This window comes from Marinobacter sp., from assembly GCF_014859525.1.
In the GTDB taxonomy this organism is placed as follows: domain Bacteria; phylum Pseudomonadota; class Gammaproteobacteria; order Pseudomonadales; family Oleiphilaceae; genus Marinobacter.
Genome location: NZ_JACUUB010000012.1, coordinates 25,034 through 50,450, shown reverse-complemented (window position 1 = coordinate 50,450; position 25,417 = coordinate 25,034). Strand labels below are relative to the sequence as shown.

Genomic DNA, 25,417 nt, shown 5'->3' with positions numbered 1-25,417 from the left:
CATGACCTGACCCCTCACTGATTCAACGTATTGATTTGCGCCGCATGGCGAAGCGTGAAGCTGCCAGCCGCAACAATCTGTTCTTTATGCAGTCCGGAGATCACCTCACGGTAACTGCCCTGTTTCAGGTCGTAATTTGCACCCAGCCCTTTGTCTACCGCACCAAACGTAAATTCCATACGGCGGATCACCTCGTACCCGTCGCCACCATGGTCCGCGTGGTAGTGATGGCGAAACGGATTGGTCGGCGCGTCGGCGCCCAGAATGATATCGGCAGTTAAGACGCCGTCAAGGCCGCCAGCCATGGCCAGGGTGTCGCCGGCAAAGTCGTACGCGACCGTGCTCATGCGACGGCCAACTCGCTCGCCGTCCCGCAATACCACACCGTTATAATTAGGAATCAGGCTGTCGTCGGTCAGCAACACGTAGCGCCCGTCGTCGGCCCGCATTTGGATAACATCCTTCAGCAGCCTTACCTGACCGCTTTCACGGTGCATGATGACCCGGAAGGAAAAATTGGCGGCAACCGCGCCAAGCTCACTGGATTGCTCTATCGGAAAACCCTTAGCATCGGTGCAGAGGTCATTGCCAGAGCCTGGGTTGCTCCCAATGATGACGAGCGCGGCTTCCTGGTTTGCCTCGCCGCCTGCGGGTACTTCAGTGGTACAGGTACGCAGATAGTTCTGCACCTGAGAGACCTGATCAATCGTCACTGTGCCAACCCAAAGGGAGCTGAGTTCAGGGGCGGCTGCCGTAATCGGCACCAGCCAGCGGGCGCCCGACGTGCTCGTGATTTCCAGAGTTTGCTCAAACCTGTTGGGTGCGAAGTCCGCCCGGCGCACACCCAGTGGCAGGCGGCTCTCGGCGGCGGCGCCCACGGGTATTGCCACACCGCTGCCAAGAGGTAACCAGTCCTGCTCCGATACTGGATCGGGGTTGGCGTAGAACAGGCCCGGTTCTCCGCCCAGAAGCTGGAGGGTGGTGGTGTGTGCAACATTCAGCCGATTCCACAACTTTAGGGTCAATTGCTCCAGGGTTGTGCCGTACTCCAGGCGATCAATCTGCGGCAGATCAACCTCCATTGGCCCCCGGTAATCGCTACCGCTTGCACTGAACACCCAGTATGCGGCATCGGGGTCAATCACCGTGCCGGAGGGGATCACCTGCTGCCACTGATCACCCACCAGCCGATAAATCGGCTGGCCTGCATGAGCGGAAGATCCCGCGAAAAAGTCCGAGAAGACCGGCGGGTTGTTTGAATCCACGTGAAAGCCCGTAAGGTTGAATTCGCCAGGCTGCCACCTGATTCTCGGCACCACCGGCTGACCACTGATGGTCAGGGTTGCGTCGGTACCGCCCTCTAACTTTACGAGGTAGGCCCTGTTCGCCTGAATGGCGAACAGGTTATTCATAAACGCCTCGGGCGCGGCTGAAGGAAAATACCGAAGCCAGCCGGGGGAGCTGAGCATCGCATCCGCGTTGGGGTCCTGAATGAAGTCCACCTTGGCACGCTCCGGCAGCCAGGTCCATACACTGCTGATCTGAGCGCCACTGCCGTCTACAAAATCTGCAAACACCTGCGCTGTTGCATCATCGGACGGCGCGACCTTGACATGAATGGCATTCCAGCCCGGCGACAGGCGGATTGACTGGGTGCAATTCAATCCACCGCTGCAACTAACGCCCGCCAGAGCAATGCCCGGAACCGATAACAGCGCCACGGCCAATATGAGGCCCAGTGAATACATCCGCTTTTTCAAAGTCATATTATCGCCCTCTGGGCACTGATTTCTGTTAGATGTTATGAAGGAGAACCGCTTACTCCGGAAGGTTCGGAGGTCGCACCAGAGCCACGTCCTCGTTTCCGGTGACCACCAGAGCAGACAGGACCGGCACATTGATCAGAGAAGGAGTCACCCGCTCTACCGTTGATTCAACCCAGGCAAGTTCCCGCTGTTGACGCTTCTGTTGCAAAAGGATCACATGGATATTGCTGGCCACCTTATCTAGTGGCGTCACGACTTGGTCGCGCGCATCCAGAAGCTTGAGCAGATAGAGCGCATTATTACCCCGCACAACCGGCGCCATCTCGCCAGGGCTTTCCAGGGCCAGAAGGGCCGAGAGCAATGCCGGATCCAGATTCTGGCTCGTAGCGCTGTGCCAGCCGATATCACCACCCACATAGCGGGACCCCTGGTCCTGGGAATATTTCGCGGCCAGCGAACCGAATCCCCTCACGGTATCTGGTTGCGACGTGGCCAGTTCCTGAACACGGCGTGTAAGCTCGGTTACCTGGGTAATCCGGTCGGCGGGGGCAGTGGCAGGCAAGTCAAAACGGATAATTGCAGCGCGTTTCTGAGCGGGTGTGGTGTATCGGCTGATATTCGTCTCGTAGTAACGGCTGATTTCCTGTTCGCTGACTTCTGTGCGGTCCAGCTCCGGGTTCAGTTGTCGGGCGCGCAAACGGGCAATGAGGGCATTCTCCGTGGCCCGCACGACTTCCGGATCCTGCTCATAGCCTAACTCCCTGGCAGCAGCTATTTGAGCCTCCCGCTCAACCAGTTCCCGGAGAAGAAGCTCTTTTGCTTCCATTGAATTAGAGGCTGATTTCCGCTGCCACATGTACTCCTTCAACTGTTCCCCTGTGATGACTGTCCCGCCAATACGGGCTACTGCGTCGCTTGGGAGATAGCTTTCAGAGCTGATTTTGAACAGGTAGAAGCCGGCGCCGGCGAAGACGAGGATCAATATTGATGAATAAATCAGCAGACGTTGCTTTGGCATGGTTGTCTTCAATCCAAAATCGGGACCAGGCATGTTTGCCTTAGTTCGCACCGACTCTATGAAATTAATGACAAATCCGTAATAGTCCGTTTGGGTAGTTTTTGCACTTATTGGCTCCGCTATACTGATTGCCGAGCCGGCAAGGAGGGATGGAGATTGTGAAAATACTGGTGTCAGATGATCACGAGTTGATTAGGGATGGGGTCACCGCCCTTCTGGAGAGGCTGGAGCCCGGTGCAGACATCTTCCAGGCAACAACCGGCGATGAAGCCATTGCCACTGCTGCGGAACATCAGGACCTGGATCTTGCGGTGATTGATCTTTCCTTACCGGGAACCAGCGGTCTTCCGATGGTGTCCCGGCTTTGCGAACTGCTGGCAGATACGCCGGTTCTGGTTCTGTCCGCGTCGGCAGACAGGCATCTTGTCCTTAAAACCATTGAATGCGGCGCCTCCGGCTTTATTTACAAGGCCCTGGGCAACGCGGCGCTGGAAGAAGCTCTGCGGATGGTTCTGGCCGGCGGCGTGTTCATGCCGCCCGTTCGAGAAAGTGAGGACGATGCCCTTTCAACAGTAACCCCCCGACAACGTCAGATTCTTGAGCTTCTGGCCCAGGGAAAATCGAACAAGGAAATCGCGAATACACTCCATATATCCGCGAATACCATCAAGAACCATCTGGCCAAACTGTACGAACATTTTCGGGTTTCCAACCGGACCCAGGCCGTTATGAAAGCACAGGAAATGATATCTGATCTGTAACTCCGGGCGCATCCATTCAGTACTGCGCTGACACTCTCAGAAGGTACCTGGGATCCTGAGCACTCTCGCCGCGAGTGCCCTGTTCGTAGCGACTGGCCAGATTCTGGGCAATGCCTTCAACCAGCCAGTACTGGCCAATCTGTTTAGCAATACGAACATCCAGGCGGTGAGTCGACTTTATTATGGAGGGCGCACCATGCGCGGCGTCACCATTCCACGACATGTCGTCCAGATAATAGTAGACAAGACTGGCATCAAGCTGATGTCCCAGCTTCTGGGATAGCAGCAGGCTCAGGGTCATGTCGGGAACATGGCGCTCTCGGCTGACAAGCCCCGTTTCTATAACGTCGTAACGGTCCTCACTGCGCAGGAAAGAAAACTGGAAGCTGAGCCTGGCATTTTGCCAGGGCTCGGTTTTCAACTGACCTTCAAGACCCCAGGTGTCAACACCCACCCGACCGTCATACCAGACCTCAACTCCGTTTGTCAGATAGCCGGGAAACACTGACACGGTGTCGGTGGTGCTCCGATACTGGTTGTCCAGGCGCTCATAAAACAGGCGCAGATCAACGAGCAGAGCATTATCGAACAGCTTACCTATATAACCGACATCAATGACGTCGAGTTCTTCCGGCTTCAAGCCGCCTTGAGAGAAGGTCAGTTGGGCCAGCACGCCTCCATCATTGAAGTAAAAAGCCTTATTGAAGTATTCCTCGAAGAGTGTGGGTTTGCGTTCAGCGTGGCTGTAGGTCAATCGGAACGTGTGATCCGGCGAGGGAAAATAATTGACACCTACCCGGTAAGAAGCGCCCGTATCGTAAAAATCGCCACGCTCAAGCACACCGCCGATGTTCGCCAGCCACTGATTCGACAGGGGTATGCTTGCCTGGGCAAACACCCGGTAGCTGTTGTCTCTTTTCCAGCGGTCAGACCCGAAAGTTTCGGCGCTTCTGATACTTTCCTGCCGCCCCCCCGCACCCAACACCCAACTCACCGAGCCGGATTCATAATCCCGGTATTGCACCTCCAGGTCATGGCGTTCCTCCTCATAGGTAAACCAACCGGCCTCAATAGCCTGGTCCGGGCGCCCATCGAAGAACAACGGTATTGCCTCAGGCGGCAGACCCGCTATCTCAGACAGCAGGCCAAGATTTACACGGTCATCCTGATTTGAATACTGCCGGTAAAACTGGACGTAGACATCGCGATCAAGATCAAGCGTGCGGGTCCAGCGCAGCCGCTGCCTGTCTGTCCTGGAATCTCGGACGGCACCGGGTTGCGCTATCGGAAGATCCCGATTCACATCGAACTCACCGTAGGTTCCCGACAGATCAATATCCAGTTCGTCGCTGTAACCCAGGCCGACCTGGCCTCGGAAGTTCAAGGTGGCGAACTGCCAGCCGTCATCGCGGCCCCGGTTGCCGTCGGTTTCCTCGAACTTTCCCGTTAACCGGTATTCAACCATGCCATTAGCAGCGCCATACCGTGCCGTCGCTGACCGTGTGTTTCGGGATCCCACACTGCCGCCCACGTAGACACCCGTGCTTGCAACCGGCTTGCGGGTAATAATGTTAATGGTCGAGGTAAATGCATTGTAACCATAGGTTGGCGCCCCGCCGCCTCTGAGCACTTCTATGCGTTCGATGTCTTCAAGCGCAACACCGAGGGTTTGCCAATCGACGGTCAGGAAAGAGCTATACACGGATGCGCCATCCACCATCACCTCAAGGCCTCGCTGCAGCAAATCCGATTGCCCATGATAAGCAACGAGATAGGGACTACCAATGGTAGAGCCAGATACCTGAAACCCCGGCACGAGTCTCAGCAGATCAACGATCTGCGTTGCCCCGGACGCCCGGATCATGTCGCGATCAATCACCGTAACTGACGCTGCCGACCGATTGACGGGCTGCATCATTCTGGAGACCGTGATACCCACTGGCACTTCTGTAAAAAAGTGCGCTTCCGGACCCGGGTCTGTTAACCCCTCTGACTGAACAAGTGCGGGCTTCAAAAGAAAAACGGCTGCGACACTCCAGGCCACTCGGAGTGGACAGGATAACGCACTGCTGATACTGAATGAGGCCTTATTCATGGGTGTCCTCAGAGCTCCCTGCATCGGGCTTGTCAAGCAAAGCCAGAAGCTGCTGGGCTTCATGGCCGAACTGTTGATTGGATCCGGTTTCGAAGGCCTGTCGACATCGATCTACTCTCTGCCGAAGCAATTCAAACTGAAAATAGCCCGCGATACCCTGAATCTGATGGAGCAGGTCGCGTATCGCTGTTTGATCTTGGTCGGTCACGGCCGATTGAAGGGCGCCGCCCAAACGTTCAAATTCCTGGTGAAGCTTCGCCCGCAAACGATCTGGTAGTAAGTGCTGGTGTTCATTCGGGTCAATGGCCGATTCCGGATACCTGAGCCCCAGCATTCTGGCGATCGTGCGGGCCAGTAGATTGGCGTTGATCGGTTTGTAGACAAGCTGCACCTTCGGGATCTTTTTCTCCAGGTAGTCATTGGCACCAAATACGTCTGCCGTGACGATAACGACCGGCACAAGACTGATCGTCTTGTCGTGCAGCGCACGCAACTGCTTGAGGGCAGACCCACCATCGAGATTGGGCATATGCAGATCCATCAAAACCAGGTCAACCTGGTGGACAAGGGCGCGCTCGACGGCCTCATTTCCATCCCGGGCGAGAACAACCCTGGCACCCCAATCAATCAGCCAGGATTCGATCAGGCGACGGTTAAATTCGTTATCCTCCGCAACCAGTACTGTCAGCCCCGAGAGAAAGCCCGGAACCCGTGCCGTCGTTGGCGACTTGCTCAGCACCGGACTGTCAATCGAGAAGAGCTCCGAAAGCCGCGCTATTAATATGTCCGAACGGGCCGGCTTGACCAGCACACGAACCTTACCCTCAACGTCTCTGGAAAGATCCAGATCGGAATGATGGCTGGTGGCCATCAACAGAACCGGACCAGAAAAATGCTCCCGGACCGTTCTGATGCGTGCACGGTTCGCAGCATCCGAATCGCTGCGTGGGGAAAGGCCAATGATGACCACATCAATCGTTTTGTTGTCAGGCAGCCTGTTGCTGAGAATACGGCATGCAACTTCATTGTTCCGGGCGGTAAATACAGTCACGCCTTGCATCACCAGGTTATTTTTGACGCTGTGCAGCACCAGAGCATGAGGCTCAAAAACCAGCACATTGAAACGGGCCAGCTCAGCCTGAACGGGCAGTTCAGGCTTGATGTCGGTATTGATCGGCAAGTGAAATGAAAACTCGGACCCGTGGCCGGGCTCACTCTCCACCGAAATGCTGCCGCCCATCAGGTCCATGATATTCTTGCAGATGGCCAGCCCCAGCCCGACCCCTCCGAAGTTCCGTGTCGCTGTAGAGTCGCCCTGTTCAAACACCTTGAACCGGCTGGCAATTTCATCAGGTGGGATGCCGATGCCGGTATCTGTAACACTGATTTTCAACTGTTTGCGGGCAAGCACCACAGATGCCCGCAGTACAACGTGCCCGTCTTCAGTGAATTTGATGGCATTGGCCAGCAGGTTAGCCAACACCTGTTCGATCCGAAGCTCATCGCCTTTGATGAACTCCGGAACATCACTGTCAATCAGAGCAACCAGTTCAAGCCCCTTTTGCTGGGCTTCGGTACTGAATATCGTAGCCATGTTTTCCAGGCAACGGCGAATGTCGAAAATGGACTCGTTGAGCCTGATGGTGTTGGATTCAGCTTTTGAAAAGCCAAGAATGCCATCGATAAGATGAATCAGCAGCTTGGCAGCACGAGACATCATCTCTACGTATTCTCTGGTTTCAGCAGCTGAGCCGGGCTTCAGAATACGCTGGCTGAAGCCATAAATGGCATTTACCGGAGTACGAATTTCATGGCTCATATTGGCCAGAAAATTTGCTTTGACTTTTTCGGCCTTATTGGCCCGTGTGCGCGCGGCATCCAGCTCGGTATTCCGCTGTTCAAGTTCTGCCACTTTTTTCTCTAAAGAGGAGGTTGCTTCGGCCACTCGTTGCTGTAACTCATGCTGCGATGACTCAATGGTTTCCGCCATGCTGTTTACATTGGTCACCAGTCGGACAATCTCCCCCCGCCCTAATCGATTTACGCGCGCAGACAGGTCGCCGTCTGCGATCTGTTGAATGGTTTTAGTAACGGCACTGATCGGTTTAACGAATCGTCTCGACAGGTAAACCGACACCAGAAGGCTGAAAACGCTACCGATGGCCAGAGCCCAGAGGCTTCGGGCAATGACTTGCTGATTGGCAGCGCGCATTTCGGCCATATCAACTTCCAGCATGACCCAGCCAATGGGTGCCTGTTTGGGCGAGCTGCTGATCGAGTTCTCCTGATACAGGTCATCCGTTACCTCTGCCTCTGGCCCGGCAATCTCACGCACAAACAGCTCTGCGGTTTTATCAGCCTCTCTGAAACCCGGCCCCACCCTCACCCTTATCTGCTCGTTTTGATCGACGATGACAGCGGAACTGACCCACTTCGAGTTGACGGCGCCTTCGATTAATTGTCTCAATATTTCGTCATCACCAGAGAACAAGTAGTAACCGGCAACCTGGGCAATATTGTCAGCGATCAGAGCCGCCTGACTCTCCATCGATTCTTTTTGGTCCTGAACGCCAAAACGGGCAGCCAGAAAGCCAAGGATTAGGGCCACCAGCAACAACGGAAGCAGACCACCGATGATGATCTGCGACTGAATACTCGACAAGTTCGATCTCAGGATCTTCAAGGTGTGTCCTCTGGGACCGGTTTGTCGGGCAGAATCCGGCCTGTACTGATACCGAGGGACTCGGCCACTGTTTCATTGATTCTGTACTGATAATAGAACGGATAGATGAAAATTGGCCGCTCCCGGGCAGGAATTTCAGCCGCCAGCAGCATCTTTCTGGAAAAATGCTGTGCAACCTGGCACCCAAGTGCCTGGGGCGACGAATAGGCGGCCGCTATGGCGCCAGCTTTGACAAAGCCCTCGGAGTAACCAATGACGGGGACCTGGCGCCGATACGCCGAATATAACAGGAACCGGATCGCACGGGGGGATGTCATAACCGGATCATAGAAAAGCAACATGCCATCGCTGTTATCGAAAAGGGGCATGACCACTGGCGACAAATCCTGTTCGGACGCCACCTCAGCGATATTGAGGGTAAAACCGAACGCTTTTGCTTCTCGCCGAAGTTCCTCTTCAAAAAAGGCGCTATCCGGCCCTAAAACAATGCTGAGTGTCGACGCTTTCGGCAGTAAAGCCCTGACCAAAGCCAACCGCCTGCTGAGCGGCTGATCAATCACAAAGGCCGCCTCAAGAGAAGCCGAGTAACCGGTTACCTCGCCTGCGAGCAGTTGGTGAACGGCGATGCTCGGTAAAAGAGAGGCTGAAAAGGTGGGAGAGTCAGCGTGATCGTACAAAAACTTCGTTGCCCTGGTTCCAACCCCGACAACATCGAAAGATTCAAAAAGCGGCGGATCTGCCGCAACCTGGTCAACGGTCTTTACGTCGTAGCGTAATTGCACGCCCTCTGACGGTCTGTTGCACTGCGCAAAACCATCGAGAAATTTGGAATAAGGTGCACTTTTATCGGATACGACAAGCAGAACCGCAGGGGAAGGGTCGGGCAGTTTCACTTGGGCAGGAACGTCTGCTGATGCTATCGCGAGAACAGCGAATTGAACGACCAGTTGTCGCCAACGCCTGAGCCGGGCTAAAGCAAGACTACAATTTACTCGTAAACAAAAAATAGCAGTCATTGGGGCTGTCTTGGCGCGGTTAGTCACGCCTCCGTTCTACCGCTATTTCCGCACTATGACAACCACCTAGAACTGCAAGCCTGTCGTAATCATCACCGCAGCAGCACCCAGAAAAGAAAGCTCCGAGGATACATACTGCCCACGAACTCCCACCGCAGGAATGATAGCGGGCGCCACTCCCAAGTGGTTGAGCGGAATTTTGTCCCGGTATTCTCCCCGGTAACCGTGCATCAGTCCGCCGGTTAGTTTGGCGAATACGGGGCCAGGACCAAAATCAAAGTGCTTGCCCGCGTATACATAAGCCGATCGCTGGCTGAAGGAGTTCAGAAAACTTGCGCCTCCCACAATCCAGTCATTCTCGCGAGTGTATTCCAGACTGACCAGTTCCTGGTCGTTATTGTGCTCAGGCTTGGGGTTGTGATGCGACGTAAAAACACTGGTCTGTAGCAGCCAGCGCGTCTCTGTTGCCTGAGCGAGCTGACTGAAGAGCGCAACAAACAGATATATCAGAACTCTTAACACCGGGTTACCTCTCATTTCTGCGCTCAGAATGTTACCGCCGGGCACTTACCGGATCAACGCACAATCGATTACAGATTCAACAGCTTTAGGTTTCAGGCCCGCACGAAGAAGGCTTAACGTGACGGATTGTTGCAGCTTGCATGTGGATCATGTGTTAACGTACTGGAACCGTTGGCGGGAGTAGACAGGGTTGTCGCTGATTGTCTTGAGCAGTACCACTCATTAAAGACATCTTTGCCAAGGAGATTCCCATTGATGGGCACACAGGTCATACCTGAGCAAAATCATATACTGGCGGCCTTGCCCGCGGAGGCCAAAGCGCGCTTCATTCCGCAACTCAAACTGGTTGAACTCAACCTGGGTGATGTAATTTACGAGTCCGGCCAACCGATCGCCTTTGTCTATTTCCCGATAGACTGCATCGTCTCTCTGCTTCATGTGATGGCAAATGGTTCCTCCGCCGAGATCTCGGTGGTCGGTAACGAGGGCGTGGTCGGTGTCGCCGTGTTCATGGGAAGCGAGAGCACGCCTACCCGGACCATCGTCCAGAGCAAGGGGCTCGCCTTCTGCATGCACGCGTCGGATCTGAAGGATGAGTTTAATGAGTATGCCGCGGTGCGGATACTGATGCTTCGCTACACCCAAACCCTGATTACCCAGATGTCGCAGACCGCCGTTTGCAACCGCCACCACTCCATCGATCAACAATTGTGCCGCTGGCTGCTGTTATCCCTGGACCGGCTGCCCGATAACCACCTGACGATGACTCAGGAACTGATTGCCAATATGCTTGGCGTTCGCCGGGAAGGCGTCACAGAAGCCGCAGGCAAACTGCAAAAGATGGGGGTGATCAACTACCACCGCGGCCATATCACCGTTATTGACCGGCCAAGGCTGGAAGCGCTCTGCTGCGAATGCTACGCCGTAGTCAAACGCGAAACCGACCGGCTGGCATCGATCCCCCAGATCTAACGCAATGGCTTCGGGCTTTCCGGAGCCAGCAGCAAGCTGATTGCATTGGGCTTACGGTTCAGCGCCTTGACGGTGTACATGGCTTTGTCTGCCTGTTTCATCAAAACATCGGCGCTCTTGCCATGGTCCGGATACACACTCACGCCGATACTCAGCTGCAGGGACACTTTATGCCCGTCGATGACTAAAGGCGCAGCCGCAGCCTCACGTATTTTATCGGCTACGGCATAGGCATGATCCGGCTGGGCAATCTCGCCCAACAACACCACAAACTCGTCACCGCCATAACGGCATACGGTGTCTGCCGCACGGATCAGGTTTTTCAGTTTTCCGGCCAGCACCGCAAGGATGATGTCACCACTTTCATGGCCAAGCAGATCGTTAATAGCCTTGAAATTGTCAAGATCAATGAATAACAACCCCATCTGTTTGCCGTGCCGTTGCGCCAAAGCAAGCGATTGCTCAAACCGCTCGTAAAAGGCAGTGCGGTTATGCAACCCCGTCAGTGCGTCGTGCTGCGCCAGATGTTCCATACGAGCAGTGGACGCTCGGGAAAACCGGGCATCGTGAAACACAATCACCGCCCCCACAACCACACCGTTTCGGTTGTGAATAGGTGCCGCCGAATCCTCAATGGCGAGCTCCTTACCGTCTTTGGTGACCAACAGGGCGTTTGCCTCCAGCGCTACAATGCTGTCGGTTTGAATTGCGCGTCTGGCCGGGTCGTCTGTGGGTTGGTGTGTTGTGGCATCCATCACCTGAAAAATATCGCTCAGGGGCTGGCCAATCGCTTCTTCCCGGCTGTAGCCCGTGAGCGTCTCCGCCACCAGATTCATGTACGAAACCCGGCCGTGAATGTCGGTGCTCAGGACCGCATCACCAATGGAGTCCAGGGTGACCTGAGCCCTCTCCTGCTCCTCAAACAGCCGTTCTTCTGCCTTTATTCTGGCTCTCTCGTGGGCCTTGTAGGTGCTGATATCTTCGACAGTATGCACGTAGCCGTGGCCAGGCATGTTGTCTGTCAGCAGCGCAGCATTGTGTCGGGTCCAGACGGTGTCTCCACTGGTGTGTTTCAGGCGTGCTTCGAACAGAAAAGGCTTGTGGCCAAGAATGGCTTCGTTCCAGTGCTGGATCACTCTGGCGTGGTCCTTCGGGTGCACAGCAGCACTCCAGTGGGAACCAACCAATTCATCACCGCTCCAGCCGCAAAGCTTCTGATAGGCGGCGTTGCTGTACAGGCACTTGCCGTGCCTGTCGGTTACCAGGATGCCAAGCGGCAGGACATCGCTCAGCGGAAGTCCTCTGCCCGGGCCAGACTGGGATTGCGGGTCGGCTGATAAAGGAAAGTAATCGCGGTATCGCAACATTGAGTTACTCCCTGTTCTCGATGACAACCTCGACACGTCGGTTCTGCTGACGACCTGTCGCTGTATTGTTACTGGCCACCGGGCGCTCAAACCCGTAACCGGATACCGACAGCCGGCGGCTGTCGGTGCCGCGATTGATCAAAAAAGTTTTCACGGACTCAGCACGCTGTAGCGACAATCTCTGATTAAACAGAGCGCTACCTACGTTGTCTGTATGGCCCTCAATCAAGACCTGACGATCCGGATACTGCCTCAGAAAGTTTGCCAGCTTTTCCAGATTCTGATTGGTGCCACCCTGGATCTCGGCACTGCCGGTTGCAAACAGCACATCACCCAGAGTCAGAACCAGCCCCCTTTCGGTTGCTTCGGCTTCCAGCAGGTCGATCTGTCGTTGCAACTCCTCGGCTTCACGCCCTGACAATGCAGCCGCCTGAGCTTGTGCACTGCGGGCACTTGCGGCATCAGCATGAGCTCGATCTGCCTCCTGGGTCCGGGCTGCCAGCCTCGCGGCATCGCGCTGCTCGCCGAGAAGCGCTCGTTCCGATTCCAGCAGTCGGATCTGGCCCTTGGCTCTGGCAATTTCCACAGAGCGGTCAGCCATGTAAATGCGGTGAGCCGCCAGTGCCGCTTCACCGCTGGCCACGGGCCTTTCTGCCAGTTCAACAGCGGCTTCGGCATCTCTCAGTTCAACCCGGGCATGAGTGGCCATGTTCGGGTTCTGTTGCAGTTCGGTCAGCTTGGCGCGGACAGACTCCGAGCCTTCCGGACTGGTTGGCGACATGGCGCAGCCTGTCAACAAAACAGACGATAAGATCAGTGCGGCCCCGGTTTTCTTACCAAGGCCCGGTTTGAAAAGGGATTGGGGGTTCATTGCTGCTCTCCTTGTCGACGCATTTCTTCATCCAGGGCATCCGTACCGCGGCCCATTTCACGGTTAATCGCCGCCGCCTTCGCCGCTCCGGTTCTTGCTACCGCAAGTTCGGCGGCTACACGGGCCTGTTTGGCAAGACGATCGGCTTCTGCCATTTTTTCGGCGGCTACGGCTTTATCAGCTGCTTCCAGGTGTCGATTCGCCTCTTCCAGTTCAGCGCCGGCATAACGCCGGGCATCAGCCTGCTCAGCATTGGTGATAGCCTCTCTGGCCATGTTCAACGATTCCGTGGGTGGTACTTGAGGGGCGGCACATGCTACGAGGGTGACGGTCGCCAGCATCAAGGTAGTGACGAGGACGGCACGCCGAAAAGCCTGCCGGATCAGAACGGTTTTCATAGTTTGGCTCCTGATGAAATGGAGCTATCAGTACCCATTTCACGGATTCTGATAATGTCATACCATCCGATATAACAACTCTCCCTGACATCGATGCTAGAGCTCTGGCATTTGAGCGTCCGTACGTTAACGCACATAAGCAACGCTTCTTACAAAAACAGGCCAGCATCGCTATTCCGTGGGCATGAGGTGGAGTAGTATCAGTTGACGTCTCGCAGATACCGATTTCAGGGGCGCCATTTGATAAGGGAAGCGCTATGGCCAATACACACAGACACCCGAACGCTCAGAATCATGACCGGTTGCGTCACAGTGCCAGGCGCCTGATCGACCGCGGCATTCCCCCGCCCAGCGGTGGCGGCTCAATCAGTGCCGAGGCGTTACAGCTGCTTTACCAGCAGGCAAGCAGCCCGGAGACCGCTGCGGATGCCCTCCGATTACTTCACGAACTTCAGACCTATCAGGTAGAGCTAGACATGCTCTACGAGCAGCTTCAGGCCAATGAACAGGCAATGACTGACGAATTGCTCCTCTACAAAACGCTGTTTGACCGGGCACCGGCGGCGTATTTTGTTCTCAACAGAAACGGAGATGTGATTGAATCCAATCAGGCCGCTTCGGCACTTATCGAGGGGCCGGAGCCTGTGCTTGAATGCAATCAACTGAGTGCCCTTGCCGAGCGGGCTGGTGCATCCACTTTGGCAACCGTGACATCCCTGGCGCTGCCAGACCAGCGGCAACTGACCATCCATACCAGGCTCGCAGATAACACAGACACCGTTCTGATAATCCTGACCGAGACCCGGAATTCAGACACGACACCCTGATGCGCCTCGTTGGTCTTGGTGCTTCCGCCGGGGGGCTGGCGTCCCTCGAAGAGTTCTTTCGCAACACGCCCATCAACACGAGCATGGCCTTTCTGGTGGTTCAGCATCTTGACCCAACCCAGAAGGCGTTGTTGCCAGAGCTTCTTCAACGCTATACCGCCATGCCGGTGCACGAAGCGCAACAGAACATGGCGATTCAGGCAAACTCGGTGTATGTGATACCACCAAACCGAGAACTGCGCGTAGTTGATAACACGTTAAAGCTGGAACAGCCTGCCGAGCCCAGAGGGCTTCGCCTGCCTATCAACGTATTGTTCTCGTCACTGGCCAGTGCCCAGAGTGAGCAGGCGATTGCTGTCGTGCTCTCGGGTATGGGTTCTGACGGCACCCTCGGCCTGCAAGCCATCAAGGCCACCGGCGGACTAACGCTGGTGCAAACCCCTGAGTCGGCCCAGTTTGATGCCATGCCCCGAAGCGCCATAGGCTCGGATTGCGCTGATATCATAGCGCCTCCGGCCGAATTACCGGCGCGCATACTGGATTTTGTCGGGCGCGTGCCAGAGAGCGACCACAGCCACCAGACCCAAACGTCTATAACAAGGCTTGACCCGATCCTGCGGCTGCTGAGGCAACACACCCGGCATGATTTTTCTCTCTACAAACCGACCACGCTCAACCGGCGCGTCGAGCGCCGGATGGCAATACACAATATTTCTGATCTAACGGACTACAGTCGTTTTCTGTCGAACAACAGCCAGGAAGTTCAGCTGCTGTTCCGGGAATTGCTGATCGGCGTCACCCAGTTTTTCAGAGATCCCGACACCTGGGACTACCTGATTACTCAGGGCCTGCCTGAACTGCTTGCCAGCCACTCGCCGGACCAACCACTGCGAGCCTGGGTGGCAGGTTGCTCTACCGGAGAAGAAGCCTACTCACTTGCCATAGCGTTCTCGGAAGCGATGGAGAATTGCCACCCCGGGCACGATCTCAACCTCCAGATATTTGCCTCTGACATCAGCCCGGAGGCCATCACCATCGCCAGGCGGGGCTGCTATCCCCTGAGCATTCAGAACACCATCTCCGAAGCGCGGCTGGTCCGTTTTTTCATCAAGCATGACAACCACTACCAGATACGCCCCGCCATAAGAGACAAGGTACTGTTTGCCCGGCACGATGTTATTCTGGACCCGCCGTTTACCAAGCTGGATCTGATCGCCTGTCGTAACCTGCTGATCTATTTTGACCTGACGCTTCAGCGGCGGATACTTCCCCTGTTCCACTACAGTCTTCGCCCGGGGGGCATGTTACTGCTGGGCAGTTCGGAAACCGTTGGGCGGCTGAACCACCTGTTCGAGCCGCTGCAACCCAAAATGCGCCTGTATCGCAGCAAACATTATCAGTCTTCCCGGCATTCGGATTTCCTGCTGAAATCGTTTCCACCCATGTCAACATTGCCCAAGGAGCATCCCGTGCCGACCAGTCAATCGAGTTCGCCGGAGACCCTCAATTCCCTGCAAGCCGCAGCTGATCATGTACTGCTGCAGGTATACGCGCCGGCAGCGGTCGTGCTTAATGAACATGCCGATATCGTGTACATCAGCGGGCGCACGGGCAAATACCTGGAACCCGCTGCCGGCAAGGCCAACTGGAACATTCACGCCATGGCCCGGGACGGCCTTCGGGAGCCGTTGTACACCGCGCTGAGGCAATCGGTTAGCCAGACAGACCCCATCGAGCTTACGGGCCTTCGGGTGAATACCGGCTCTGGCACACAGCCGGTCGATCTGTCGATTAAAGCGTTCCGTGAACCCGAGGCTCTGAAAGGCATGACGATGGTGGTATTCCGGGATGCCGCCGAACAGACGCCACCCCGCCGTCGTAAGTCCAAGCCGGAAGCGGATTCGGACAACACCAACAAGATCGAGCAATATCAGCAGGAAATTGAGCGCTTGAGAGAACAGGCGCGGCTCTCCCGAGAGGAACTGCAGGCATCGAACGAGGAACTGCAATCTACCAACGAGGAGCTGCAATCGGCGAATGAGGAGCTGACCACCTCCAAAGAAGAAATGCAGTCGATGAATGAAGAACTGCAAACCATCAATACGGAATTGCAAACCAAGCTGGACGACCTCGCCCTGGCCCAGAGCGATATGCAAAACGTGCTTAACAGCATCGAAATTGCCGTTCTGTTCCTCGACCAGGAGCTGAATGTTCGGCGCTACACCGAGCGCGCCTCCGCCATTGTCAGCCTGCGGGAGAGCGATATAGGCCGCCCCCTCAGCGATCTGACCAGCAGCCTTCGTTATCCCGAACTGCAGGAAGACGCCCTGCAGACCCTGAACACCCTGGCCGTCAGCGAAAAACAGATTACCACCATCGACGACCGTTGGTTTTCGGTCCGGATCATACCTTATCGGCGGCTGGACAACGTGATTGATGGGGTGGTGATTACGCTGGTAGACATCACCGAGACCAAAAACCTGGAATCCGCGCTGCGTGAGAGGCCGGGCTCTGACCCCCGGGTCTGACCCAAAAGGGGTCAGACCCTTAACCTTTATTCTGAGGAGGCGATCAGGCTGGCGTTGCCGCCGGCGGCGGTGGTGTCGATGCACAGGTGCCGCTCAATCACGAAGCGCTGGTCCAGCTTGTGCTCATTGATGATCGGCAATAGCGCGCCGTCACGCTTGAGCATGGCCTGCCTATACTGTTTGAGCAGAGGCTTTTCTGCAACGCTGACCACGGCTTCAAAACCGTCCAGTGTGGCAAGGGCTTCTGGATCCAGCACACCGTCGCAGGCCACGATAGGCAAGCCCGCTTTGATGGCATCGGCCAGGGCCTTTTCGACACCCGGAGCCACCACGACAACCTTGTTACCTTGCGACAGCGCCGTGCTGGCCTGCTCCACTGCCGACTCGGCATCGGGGCCCAGGCAAAGCACGACACCACGGGCGTGGCAGGACAGGCGGTTTTGCTCACCGGTTGGTCCCGGCATTTCCTCGTGGCCAAGATCCAGGGCAATCGGTACGTAGTTAAAGAATACCTTGAGCATTTCCTGGCGTCCTTCGGCAATCGGCGCATCGATCTTGCTCACCTGATCAATCAGCTTTTGCGCCTTGCCAGCGGCAATGGCCTTGCCTTCAACCCCAGATCTCTCAACCACCTCGCCTTTGATAAAGCGGCGCACATACTGCGGTCCGCCGGCTTTTGGGCCGGTGCCCGACAAACCTTCGCCGCCGAAGGGCTGCGAGCCCACGATGGCACCGATCTGGTTACGGTTAACGTAGGTGTTACCCACTTTGATACGGCTGGCAATGTGCTCAATACGGCGATCTACCCGACTATGGATACCAAACGTCAGGCCATAGCCCTTGGCGTTAACGGCATCCACCACCTTATCGATATCCTTCGCTTCGAAGGTAGCCACATGCAGAACTGGGCCAAAGATTTCCTCTTCCATCTCTTCGATACCGCTCACCTTCAGAACAGCGGGCGATACGAACAGTCCCTTTTCCGGTACCGGCAATTTCTTCAGCAGCTTGCCCTGTTGCTCGAACTTGGCGCAGTGATCGCTGATCTTCTTGCGAGATTCTTCGTCGATGACCGGCCCCACATCGGTAGACAGCAACCAGGGATCGCCAATACCGAGCTCTTCCATGGCGCCGTAAAGCATGTCCAGCAGGTTGTCGGCAATGTCTTTCTGCACGTACAACATACGCAAGGCTGAGCAACGCTGGCCGGCACTCTGGAACGACGACGCCAGTACGTCACGCACCACCTGTTCCGGCAGTGCAGTGGAATCCACGATCATGGCGTTCATACCGCCAGTTTCAGCCACTAGCGGCGCGTCGGGGGCCATGTTCTCAGTCATGGCTTTGTTGATCAATTTCGCGGTGTCGGTGCCGCCGGTGAAGCACACACCCGCCACCCGTGAATCGGAGGTTAACGCAGCACCCACGGTGCCGCCATCACCCGGCAGCACCTGAATGGCCTCTCTCGGGATGCCCGCTTCGTGCATCAACTCCACCGCGCGCACGGCCAGCAAGGACGTTTGCTCTGCGGGCTTGGCCACAACCGAGTTACCGGCGGCGAGGTTGGCCAGGATCTGACCGGTAAAGATCGCCAGCGGGAAGTTCCACGGTGAGATACACGCTATCACCCCCCTGCCCTGACCGGCGTCTTTGTAGCGGATACCTTCGTTGGCGTAGAACATGGCAAAGTCGACCGCCTCGCGAATTTCAGCTACCGCATCCAGCAAGGACTTGCCAGCTTCGCGGGTGGTCAGGGCGAACAGTTCATGCACGTTCGCTTCGTATAGATCACCCACCTTGCGGATCAGCTCTGCGCGCTGGTCAGCCGACAACGAAGACCATTGACTAAAGCCTTGCTGTGCCGCATCGAGAGCGGCATTGACGTCTGCTTTCGAGGCAAAGGTAATCTGCCCCACCAGATCGTCTGGATTGGCAGGATTGCGCACTTCATGAACCTCATCACTGGCGCTGGCCACAGCCATTAATGGCCCACCCGTCCACTGATGGGTCTTGTACCGGTTACGCCCCTCATCGATTTCTGCCACGGTCACCGGATCGGTAATGTCCCAGCCTTTGGAATTTCGGCGCTGGTCACCAAAGAGTTTTGACGGATGCACAATGGCCTTGCTGGACAGATTCCGGCCCAGCTCTGTAACGGCATCAATAGGATCTTTGGCGATGTCTTCCGGTGTAATGCTGGTATCGACGATCTGGTTAACGAAGGAGCTGTTGGCACCATTTTCCAACAAACGGCGCACCAGATAGGCCAGCAGGTCTTTGTGTGCGCCCACAGGCGCGTAGATCCGGCAAGGTACCTTACTGTCTTCCAGCACCTGATCATGCAAGGATTCACCCATACCGTGAAGGCGCTGGAACTCAAACTTGTCACGACCCAGGTCTTTAGCCAGTTCCAACACGGCAGAGACCGAATGAGCGTTGTGGGTCGCAAATTGCGGATAGATGCGATCCGTCATACCCAGCAACTTCCGCGTGCAGGCAAGATAAGACACATCACTGCAGGCCTTACGGGTGAAGACCGGGAAATCACTCAAACCCATTACCTGAGCGCGCTTGATCTCTGCGTCCCAATAGGCACCTTTTACCAAGCGCACCATGATGCGGCGATCCAGCTTTTCAGACAGGGCGTACAGCCAGTCCAGCGTTTGTGAAGCGCGCTTGGCAAAGGCCTGCACCACCACACCAAAGCCGTCCCAGTTTTTCAGCTCGGGGGCTGACAAAATGGCTTCGATTACATCCAGAGAAAGATCCAGCCGATCCTGCTCCTCGGCATCGATGTTAAAGCCCATGTTGGTAGCAGCGGCTTTTTTGGCCAGTTCCAGTGCACGGGGCACCAGCTCAGCCATCACCCGTTCTTTGTTGCCGTATTCATAGCGCGCCAGCAAGGCAGATAACTTGACGGAAATACCCGGATTAGTGCGAACATCACCTTCGCAACGCTTGCTGATACTCTCAATCGCGTCGGCGTAGGACTTGAAATAACGTTCGGCATCGGCGTCGGTACGCGCGGCCTCTCCCAGCATGTCATAGGAGTAGGTGTAGCCTCGCTGTTCCTGAGCTTTGCCGCGCTCTTGAGCCTCTGCGATGTCCCGGCCCAGCACAAACTGCCGGCCCATTTCCTTCATGGCCTGACCAGCAACGGTACGCACCACCGGCTCGCCCATGCGCTTAACGAGCTTGCGCAGAGTATCGCCCACGCTCTGGCGCTCTGAATCTTTCAATAAATTGCTGGTCATCAACAGAGCCAGGGTCGCTGAGTTGATCATCCCAGACTTGGCTTTGCCCACGTGGGCGCCCCAGTTACCGGAGGTGATTTTGTCTTCGATCAGATCGTGAATGGTCAGGTTGTCGGGCACCCGTAGCAGGGCCTCCGCCAGGCACATCAATGCCACACCTTCTTTGGTGGTCAGGCCGTACTCGGCCAGAAACTTTTCCATGATCGTGGGCCGCGCGCTGTTGCGCACAGCACGAACAAGATCCGCCGCCCGAGCGGAGATCGCACGCCGATCAGCATCAGAAAGCTGGGCCTCAGCAATCAACCGGTGAATGACTTCAACTTCGTCTGCCAGGTAGTTGTCCCGGATCGCTTTACGAATCGTACCGAGCTCTGGCATCACGGATTGCTGTGGACTCATGGGTGTACCCTCCTGATTGTTTTTGCTTACCGCATTTTAACGAAGCCCATGTAGTCTATTTACCCGTTCGGCCCCGCTACAGTTTACTTTTTTCCCTAATTGCACCGATTATAAATACCTATCCGGCCACAAATTCACTAAACTTGGGAATTATCACCTTTTAATAGAAAAACTAACCGCTTATCTCAAAGGATAGCAGTCATGGCGGATCTGGACAGAATTGACCTTGCAATCATCCGTGAATTGCAGAAAAACGGTCGGATAACAGTGACAGACCTGGCGTCCAGAGTCGGCCTGTCCAAAACGCCGTGCCAGACACGCATGCGGCGACTGGAGGAACAAAACTACATCACCGGCTACATCGCGATGGTCAATCAGACCAAGCTGGGCCTGGCTCATGTGGCTTTCGCACAAGTCACCCTCAATGACACCAGCAGTAAGGCTCTGGCGGCCTTTAACGACGCGGTGCGGAAGATATCAGCGGTAGAACAGTGCCATATGATGGCGGCCAACTTCGATTACCTGCTGAAGATCCGTACCAAGAACATGGCCGAATACCGGCAGGTGCTTGGTGAGCAGGTTTCCAGCCTGCCCCATGTGCTGCAAACCAGCACCTTTGTGGTTATGGAAAGTGTCAAAGATCGCGGCCTTTAAGGATAGACCATGAACCGACCAGTCAAGCCGTCGCCGTTTAGAGTTGTCATTGCACCGGATTCGTTCAAGGAATGCCTGGCCGCCGAGCAGGTGGCCAGCGCTATAGCCCGGGGTTGGCGCAAGGCTGCGCCGGAGGATCAGATTGTGGAGGTGCCACTGGCGGACGGTGGTGAGGGCACAACTCTGGCCCTGACCGAGGCCCGCCAGGGCACTCTGCACAGTCAAGAGGTAACCGGGCCAATGGGCGAACCGGTTACCGCTCACTTCGGCCTGGTCAACGGCGGTGACATTGCCATCGTCGAAGTGGCCGAGGGCAGCGGACTTCACTGTGTTCCGGCTGCTAGACGCAGTGCTCTGGAAGCCTCAAGCTACGGAACCGGTGAGCTCATTCTTGCGGCACTGGCCCATCGGCCAACCACCCTGATCATGGGCCTTGGTGGCAGCGCGACCACGGACGGTGGCGCAGGGATTCTTCAGGCACTGGGTGCCCGACTTCTGGATAGCGAAGGCGATGATATTCCCCGTGGCGGCGCCGGCTTGGCAAAACTTGCCAGCCTCGATCTCACACCCGCCATCGAGCGGCTGTCTGGTATCCGCCTTGTGGTCGCGTGCGATGTCAACAACCCGCTGCTCGGCCCCAACGGCGCAGCCGCGGTGTTTGGACCGCAAAAGGGCGCCGATGCTCATCAGGTAGTTCAACTGGACAGCAATCTCCGGCATTTTGCGCAACAGGTTGAGCAACAGGGAATGGACATGGCGAGTTTCGCCGGAAGCGGCGCCGCCGGGGGGATTGGCGGAATGGTCGCCGGTATACTCGGTGCAAAGTTGCGCCCGGGCATTGAACTGGTCATGGAAACGGTTGAGCTGGAAAGTCATCTGCAACAGGCTGACCTGGTCATCACCGCTGAAGGCGCCATCGATTCACAAAGTGCTTTCGGCAAAACCCCAGCCGGCGTTGCCAGTCTCGCCAAAAAACACGGCGTGCCCGTGATTGGATTGGCCGGAAAGCTAAGCAATGGCCTGGAGGAACTTCACAAACTGGGGTTGTCTTCAGCGTTTTCTATCACCCCCGCTCCCATGGATCTTGAGACCGCCTATGCAGGGGCCGCCGATAATCTTGAGCAGTCAGCCGAACAGCTGGCCAGACTGGTTCACAGCCTGTCAGACCGATGCCAGGCCACTGGCTAACCCGGTCAACCCAATTTTAAAGCCTGCGCCGATAAACCGTCAGCGAACCGGCGCGTTCAACACATCCAACACCTCTTCAAGCTCGGTGATCATCTGGCGGATCAATTGCTTGTACTGAGTGGTATCGTCTTTAACCTCGGAGCTGCTGAGCTTCTGCTTGGCACCACCGATGGTGTAACCCTGCTCGTATAACAGGCTTCGGATCTGACGGATGGTGATCACATCTGCCCGCTGATAGTAGCGGCGGTTGCCCCGGCGTTTGACTGGCGACAGTTGTGGGAACTCCTGCTCCCAGTAGCGCAATACGTGCGCTTTTACCGCACACAGCTCAGCGACTTCACCTATTGTAAAGTAGCGCTTCCCCGGAATAGTGGGTAGCTCGTTGTTATGACTCGGTTCCAGCATACGCTTCTACTTTCTGCTTCAGTTTCTGGCCTGGCCGAAACGTAACAACGCGTCGTGCACTGATGGGTATTTCTTCACCCGTTTTCGGGTTCCTTCCCGGCCGCTGTTTTTTGTCCCTGAGGTCAAAGTTACCAAAACCGGACAACTTTACCTGCTCATTGTGGCTGAGTGCGCCTCTGATTTCATCGAAGAAAGCTTCTACCATTTCCTTGGCTTCCCGCTTGTTGAGACCCAGCTCTTCGTACAAGCGCTCTGCCATATCCGCTTTCGTCAAAGCCGCCATCTGTCAACTCCTCAGTGTTGCGCCCAACTCTTCTTTGAGGGCATCAATAACCCCGGTAAAGAGCGAATGCACTTCGTCTTCATTGAGTGTGCGTTCAGGATGTTGCCAGAACAGGCTCAATGCCAGGCTTCGGTTACCCTCGCCCAGGTTGTCCCCCTCGTAAACATCAAACACACGCAACGCCGTGAGGTGTTCGCCGGCATGCTTACGCGCCACATGCTTAACCTGAGCGAACGCCACATCGCTTCCGATAACGATTGCCAAATCCCGCCGGACTTCCGGGAATTTCGAAACATCTTTGAAATTAGGCACATATCCAGTCACGATCGAATTCAAGAATAGCTCAAACATCAGGATCGTGCCATTAAGTTCAAGGCTTTTCTGAACTTGTGGGTGCAAGGTGCCCAGCCAGCCGATGTGTTCTCCATCGCGCAGCAACTGGGCAGTCTGGCCCGGATGCATTGCCGGGTGTTGACTGGCCAGAAACTGAACCTCAATACCCAGCAAACTGAACAAGCTCTCCAACTCTCCTTTTACATCAAAGAAGTCTGCCGTTCTGCGACCGTTTACCCAGTTTTCCTGAACCTGATTGCCGACCACCACGCCAGCCAGCATCGGCTGCTGATCGATCCCGGCATCAGTTTGCTCAAAGCGCAGACCGGTCTCAAACAAACGAATCCGCGGCTGCTGCCGGTTCTGGTTGTGCGCAACGGTCTTCAACAGTCCGCTCCACAAAGTGGTGCGCATGACGGACAGGTCAGCGGAAATCGGATTCGCTAGAGCAATTCCTTCACGCTCAGGATCAATTAACTGCTGTACTTTGGGGTCTACAAAACTGTAGGTAACTGCTTCCTGATAGCCCTGGGCGACAAAGAAATTCCGGATCGCAGACAGTGGGCGCACCGCCTCGTCCCGAACTCGTAGACCCAAAGAGCCGGTAGGCTCGGTGACCGGCAGATTGTTGTAACCATAAATTCGCCCGACTTCCTCAATCAGATCTTCCTCAATAGAAATATCCGGGCGGAAGCTAGGCACGCTGATTCGCCAGCCGTCTTTCAGCAACTTATCAACACGCAAGCCAAGACGAGACAGAATTTCTTCAACCGTGGTGCGGTGAATAGCCAGGCCCAGAACACTGGCAAGACGCTGTTCCCTCAGATCGATAACTCGCGGCTTGGGCAGATGTTCGTCGCTCACTACCTCAACAATTTCACCGGGCTCGCCACCCACGATATCCATCAGCAGCCGAGTGGCGCGATCCATGGCGTCACGGGCGAGCTGATAATCCACACCACGCTCAAAGCGATGAGAGGCATCGGTGTGCAAGCCAAACTGACGAGCCTTGCCGGCCAGGGTGATCGGGTCAAAATAGGCGGACTCCAGCACCAGGTCGCGGGTTTTGTCCCCGACACCGGAATGCTCGCCCCCCATCACACCGGCAATGGCGACCGGCTTTTCATGATCGGCAATCACCAGAATTTCAGACGTCAACTCCACTTCCTGACCATCCAGCAGCACCAGTTTTTCACCGGCAGTCGCCATACGAACAACGATGCCACCGACAATCTCATCCCGGTCAAAGGCATGCATGGGCTGGCCCAGTTCCAGCAGAACATAATTGGTCACATCGACCGCCGCATCAATAGAACGGACGCCAGACCGGCGCAGCTTTTCCTGCATCCACAACGGGGTTTCTGCCTGCAGGTTCACATTGCGCAGGATACGACCAAGATAACGAGGACATCCGGCGGGTGCCTGCACGCGAATATCCGGTACTTCCGAATGCACCGCTTCCACCGGTTCAATCTCAGGCGCCTCGGCCAGCAGGCTGTTCAAAACGCCTACTTCCCGGGCCAGACCCCGGATCGACAAACAATCACTGCGGTTAGGCGTCAGGTCGACATCAATGGTGATGTCGTTCAGCTTCAGGTATTCAGCCAAATCCTGACCGACGGGAGCATCCGCGGGCAACTCCATCAGGCCATCGTGGCTTTCTGACAGAGCAAGTTCCGATTCGGAACAGAGCATACCTTCAGAAGGTTGGCCGCGCAGTTTCGCCTTCTTGATCTTGAAGTTACCGGGCAGAACCGCACCGACCACGGCAAACGGTACTTTTAAACCATCGCGCACATTGGGTGCACCACAGACCACTTGAACCGTCTGCTGGCCATCACTGACCTGGCAGACCCGCAGCTTGTCGGCATCGGGATGTGGCGCAACGGAGAGCACTTCGCCCACGACTACGCCACTAAAATCACCAGCCACTGGCTCAAAGCCGTCCACTTCAAGCCCGGCCATGGTGATCTGGTCCATTAATTCCTGAGAACCAATGCTCGGATTAACCCACTCGCGCAGCCACTGTTCACTGAATTTCATCGTTGTTGCCTTGTCCTGATGCCATTTATGCGGT

Annotated in this window: 19 protein-coding genes; 6 read left to right on the top strand and 13 right to left on the bottom strand. The window is 55.9% G+C overall.

Annotation, left to right across the window (positions count from 1 at the left end):
- Positions 1–14: 14 nt before the first annotated feature.
- Both IBX51_RS05025 and IBX51_RS05020 read right to left on the bottom strand, forming a co-directional pair.
- Positions 15–1,766, bottom strand: a complete 1,752-nt coding sequence (locus IBX51_RS05025) for a hypothetical protein (RefSeq protein WP_291829306.1) — start codon at positions 1,764–1,766, stop codon at positions 15–17.
- Positions 1,767–1,818: 52 nt separating this feature from the next.
- On the bottom strand, positions 1,819–2,784 hold the full coding sequence (locus IBX51_RS05020) for a peptidyl-prolyl cis-trans isomerase (RefSeq protein ID WP_291829304.1): 966 nt from the start codon (positions 2,782–2,784) through the stop codon (positions 1,819–1,821).
- A gap of 158 nt (positions 2,785–2,942) precedes the next feature.
- Here IBX51_RS05020 and IBX51_RS05015 point away from each other — a divergent pair, with 158 nt between their 5' ends.
- On the top strand, positions 2,943–3,545 hold the full coding sequence (locus IBX51_RS05015; RefSeq protein ID WP_291829302.1) for a response regulator transcription factor: 603 nt from the start codon (positions 2,943–2,945) through the stop codon (positions 3,543–3,545).
- Between the two features lie 16 nt (positions 3,546–3,561).
- Here the strand turns inward: IBX51_RS05015 and IBX51_RS05010 are convergent, their stop codons facing one another.
- The 4 genes from IBX51_RS05010 to IBX51_RS04995 all read right to left on the bottom strand — a co-directional run bounded on the left by IBX51_RS05010 (position 3,562) and on the right by IBX51_RS04995 (position 9,861).
- Positions 3,562–5,463 (bottom strand): TonB-dependent siderophore receptor, encoded by a 1,902-nt coding sequence (locus IBX51_RS05010; protein ID WP_291829300.1) that lies wholly within the window; start codon positions 5,461–5,463, stop codon positions 3,562–3,564.
- 169 nt (positions 5,464–5,632) lie between these two features.
- On the bottom strand, positions 5,633–8,323 hold the full coding sequence (locus IBX51_RS05005) for a hybrid sensor histidine kinase/response regulator (RefSeq protein ID WP_291829298.1): 2,691 nt from the start codon (positions 8,321–8,323) through the stop codon (positions 5,633–5,635).
- Positions 8,320–9,216, bottom strand: a complete 897-nt coding sequence (locus tag IBX51_RS05000; protein WP_291829296.1) for an ABC transporter substrate binding protein — start codon at positions 9,214–9,216, stop codon at positions 8,320–8,322. Before IBX51_RS05000 ends, IBX51_RS05005 begins: the two co-directional genes overlap by 4 nt.
- A gap of 189 nt (positions 9,217–9,405) precedes the next feature.
- Positions 9,406–9,861, bottom strand: coding sequence for a sn-glycerol-3-phosphate transporter (locus IBX51_RS04995; protein WP_291829294.1), 456 nt, complete (start codon positions 9,859–9,861; stop codon positions 9,406–9,408).
- A 255-nt stretch (positions 9,862–10,116) separates the two neighbouring features.
- Here IBX51_RS04995 and IBX51_RS04990 point away from each other — a divergent pair, with 255 nt between their 5' ends.
- Positions 10,117–10,833 (top strand): Crp/Fnr family transcriptional regulator, encoded by a 717-nt coding sequence (locus IBX51_RS04990; protein ID WP_291829292.1) that lies wholly within the window; start codon positions 10,117–10,119, stop codon positions 10,831–10,833.
- Here the strand turns inward: IBX51_RS04990 and IBX51_RS04985 are convergent.
- From IBX51_RS04985 to IBX51_RS04975, 3 genes are read right to left on the bottom strand one after another with little or no spacing between them, the layout of a single operon-like run.
- The gene (locus tag IBX51_RS04985; RefSeq protein WP_291829289.1) at positions 10,830–12,200 is read right to left on the bottom strand and encodes a diguanylate cyclase; all 1,371 of its coding nucleotides are present in this window, start codon (positions 12,198–12,200) and stop codon (positions 10,830–10,832) included. The genes IBX51_RS04990 and IBX51_RS04985 overlap by 4 nt on opposite strands.
- 4 nt (positions 12,201–12,204) lie before the next feature.
- The gene (locus IBX51_RS04980) at positions 12,205–13,071 is read right to left on the bottom strand and encodes an OmpA family protein (protein ID WP_291829287.1); all 867 of its coding nucleotides are present in this window, start codon (positions 13,069–13,071) and stop codon (positions 12,205–12,207) included.
- The gene (locus IBX51_RS04975; RefSeq protein ID WP_291829286.1) at positions 13,068–13,469 is read right to left on the bottom strand and encodes a DUF4398 domain-containing protein; all 402 of its coding nucleotides are present in this window, start codon (positions 13,467–13,469) and stop codon (positions 13,068–13,070) included. The genes IBX51_RS04980 and IBX51_RS04975 overlap by 4 nt, the downstream gene beginning before the upstream one ends.
- A gap of 257 nt (positions 13,470–13,726) precedes the next feature.
- On the opposite strand from IBX51_RS04975, the gene IBX51_RS04970 reads away from it, so the two are divergent.
- Both IBX51_RS04970 and IBX51_RS04965 read left to right on the top strand, forming a co-directional pair.
- On the top strand, positions 13,727–14,296 hold the full coding sequence (locus IBX51_RS04970) for a hypothetical protein (protein ID WP_291829284.1): 570 nt from the start codon (positions 13,727–13,729) through the stop codon (positions 14,294–14,296).
- Positions 14,296–16,824 (top strand): chemotaxis protein CheB, encoded by a 2,529-nt coding sequence (locus IBX51_RS04965; RefSeq protein ID WP_291829282.1) that lies wholly within the window; start codon positions 14,296–14,298, stop codon positions 16,822–16,824. The genes IBX51_RS04970 and IBX51_RS04965 overlap by 1 nt, the downstream gene beginning before the upstream one ends.
- A 26-nt stretch (positions 16,825–16,850) precedes the next feature.
- On the opposite strand, the gene putA is transcribed toward IBX51_RS04965, so the two are convergent.
- On the bottom strand, positions 16,851–20,477 hold the full coding sequence (putA, locus tag IBX51_RS04960) for a bifunctional proline dehydrogenase/L-glutamate gamma-semialdehyde dehydrogenase PutA (protein ID WP_291829280.1): 3,627 nt from the start codon (positions 20,475–20,477) through the stop codon (positions 16,851–16,853).
- A 201-nt stretch (positions 20,478–20,678) separates the two neighbouring features.
- Here putA and IBX51_RS04955 point away from each other — a divergent pair, with 201 nt between their 5' ends.
- Together IBX51_RS04955 and IBX51_RS04950 are read left to right on the top strand one after the other, a co-directional pair.
- Positions 20,679–21,131, top strand: coding sequence for a winged helix-turn-helix transcriptional regulator (locus IBX51_RS04955; RefSeq protein WP_291829278.1), 453 nt, complete (start codon positions 20,679–20,681; stop codon positions 21,129–21,131).
- A gap of 9 nt (positions 21,132–21,140) precedes the next feature.
- Positions 21,141–22,319 carry a glycerate kinase gene (locus IBX51_RS04950; protein WP_291829277.1) on the top strand — a complete coding sequence of 393 codons (1,179 nt, stop codon included), beginning with the start codon at positions 21,141–21,143 and terminating at the stop codon, positions 22,317–22,319.
- Between the two features lie 39 nt (positions 22,320–22,358).
- Here the strand turns inward: IBX51_RS04950 and IBX51_RS04945 are convergent, their stop codons facing one another.
- Genes IBX51_RS04945 through pheT form a run of 3 tightly spaced genes read right to left on the bottom strand, consistent with a single transcriptional unit; the run spans position 22,359 to position 25,383 of the window.
- A complete protein-coding gene (locus tag IBX51_RS04945) occupies positions 22,359–22,724 on the bottom strand; it encodes a MerR family transcriptional regulator (RefSeq protein ID WP_291829275.1) in 366 nt (121 codons plus the stop codon).
- The gene (ihfA, locus tag IBX51_RS04940; RefSeq protein WP_044386556.1) at positions 22,705–23,007 is read right to left on the bottom strand and encodes an integration host factor subunit alpha; all 303 of its coding nucleotides are present in this window, start codon (positions 23,005–23,007) and stop codon (positions 22,705–22,707) included. The genes IBX51_RS04945 and ihfA overlap by 20 nt, the downstream gene beginning before the upstream one ends.
- Positions 23,008–23,010: 3 nt before the next feature.
- Entirely contained in the window at positions 23,011–25,383 is a 2,373-nt protein-coding gene (gene pheT, locus IBX51_RS04935) for a phenylalanine--tRNA ligase subunit beta (protein WP_291829269.1), read from the bottom strand.
- Positions 25,384–25,417: the final 34 nt, after the last annotated feature.

Excerpts from the sequence above, each read along its gene's own strand:
- IBX51_RS04980 (WP_291829287.1), bottom strand. The coding sequence starts at position 13,071 with ATGAACCCCCAATCCCTTTTCAAACCGGGCCTTGGTAAGAAAACCGGG.
- IBX51_RS04955 (WP_291829278.1), top strand. The coding sequence starts at position 20,679 with ATGGCGGATCTGGACAGAATTGACCTTGCAATCATCCGTGAATTGCAG.
- IBX51_RS04965 (WP_291829282.1), top strand. The coding sequence starts at position 14,296 with ATGCGCCTCGTTGGTCTTGGTGCTTCCGCCGGGGGGCTGGCGTCCCTC.
- ihfA (WP_044386556.1), bottom strand. The coding sequence starts at position 23,007 with ATGGCGGCTTTGACGAAAGCGGATATGGCAGAGCGCTTGTACGAAGAG.
- IBX51_RS04990 (WP_291829292.1), top strand. The coding sequence starts at position 10,117 with ATGGGCACACAGGTCATACCTGAGCAAAATCATATACTGGCGGCCTTG.
- IBX51_RS04975 (WP_291829286.1), bottom strand. The coding sequence starts at position 13,469 with ATGAAAACCGTTCTGATCCGGCAGGCTTTTCGGCGTGCCGTCCTCGTC.
- IBX51_RS05020 (WP_291829304.1), bottom strand. The coding sequence starts at position 2,784 with ATGCCAAAGCAACGTCTGCTGATTTATTCATCAATATTGATCCTCGTC.
- putA (WP_291829280.1), bottom strand. The coding sequence starts at position 20,477 with ATGAGTCCACAGCAATCCGTGATGCCAGAGCTCGGTACGATTCGTAAA.
- pheT (WP_291829269.1), bottom strand. The coding sequence starts at position 25,383 with ATGAAATTCAGTGAACAGTGGCTGCGCGAGTGGGTTAATCCGAGCATT.
- IBX51_RS05025 (WP_291829306.1), bottom strand. The coding sequence starts at position 1,766 with ATGACTTTGAAAAAGCGGATGTATTCACTGGGCCTCATATTGGCCGTG.
- IBX51_RS04945 (WP_291829275.1), bottom strand. The coding sequence starts at position 22,724 with ATGCTGGAACCGAGTCATAACAACGAGCTACCCACTATTCCGGGGAAG.
- IBX51_RS04985 (WP_291829289.1), bottom strand. The coding sequence starts at position 12,200 with ATGTTGCGATACCGCGATTACTTTCCTTTATCAGCCGACCCGCAATCC.
- IBX51_RS05010 (WP_291829300.1), bottom strand. The coding sequence starts at position 5,463 with ATGATGCAGCCCGTCAATCGGTCGGCAGCGTCAGTTACGGTGATTGAT.
- IBX51_RS04970 (WP_291829284.1), top strand. The coding sequence starts at position 13,727 with ATGGCCAATACACACAGACACCCGAACGCTCAGAATCATGACCGGTTG.
- IBX51_RS04950 (WP_291829277.1), top strand. The coding sequence starts at position 21,141 with ATGAACCGACCAGTCAAGCCGTCGCCGTTTAGAGTTGTCATTGCACCG.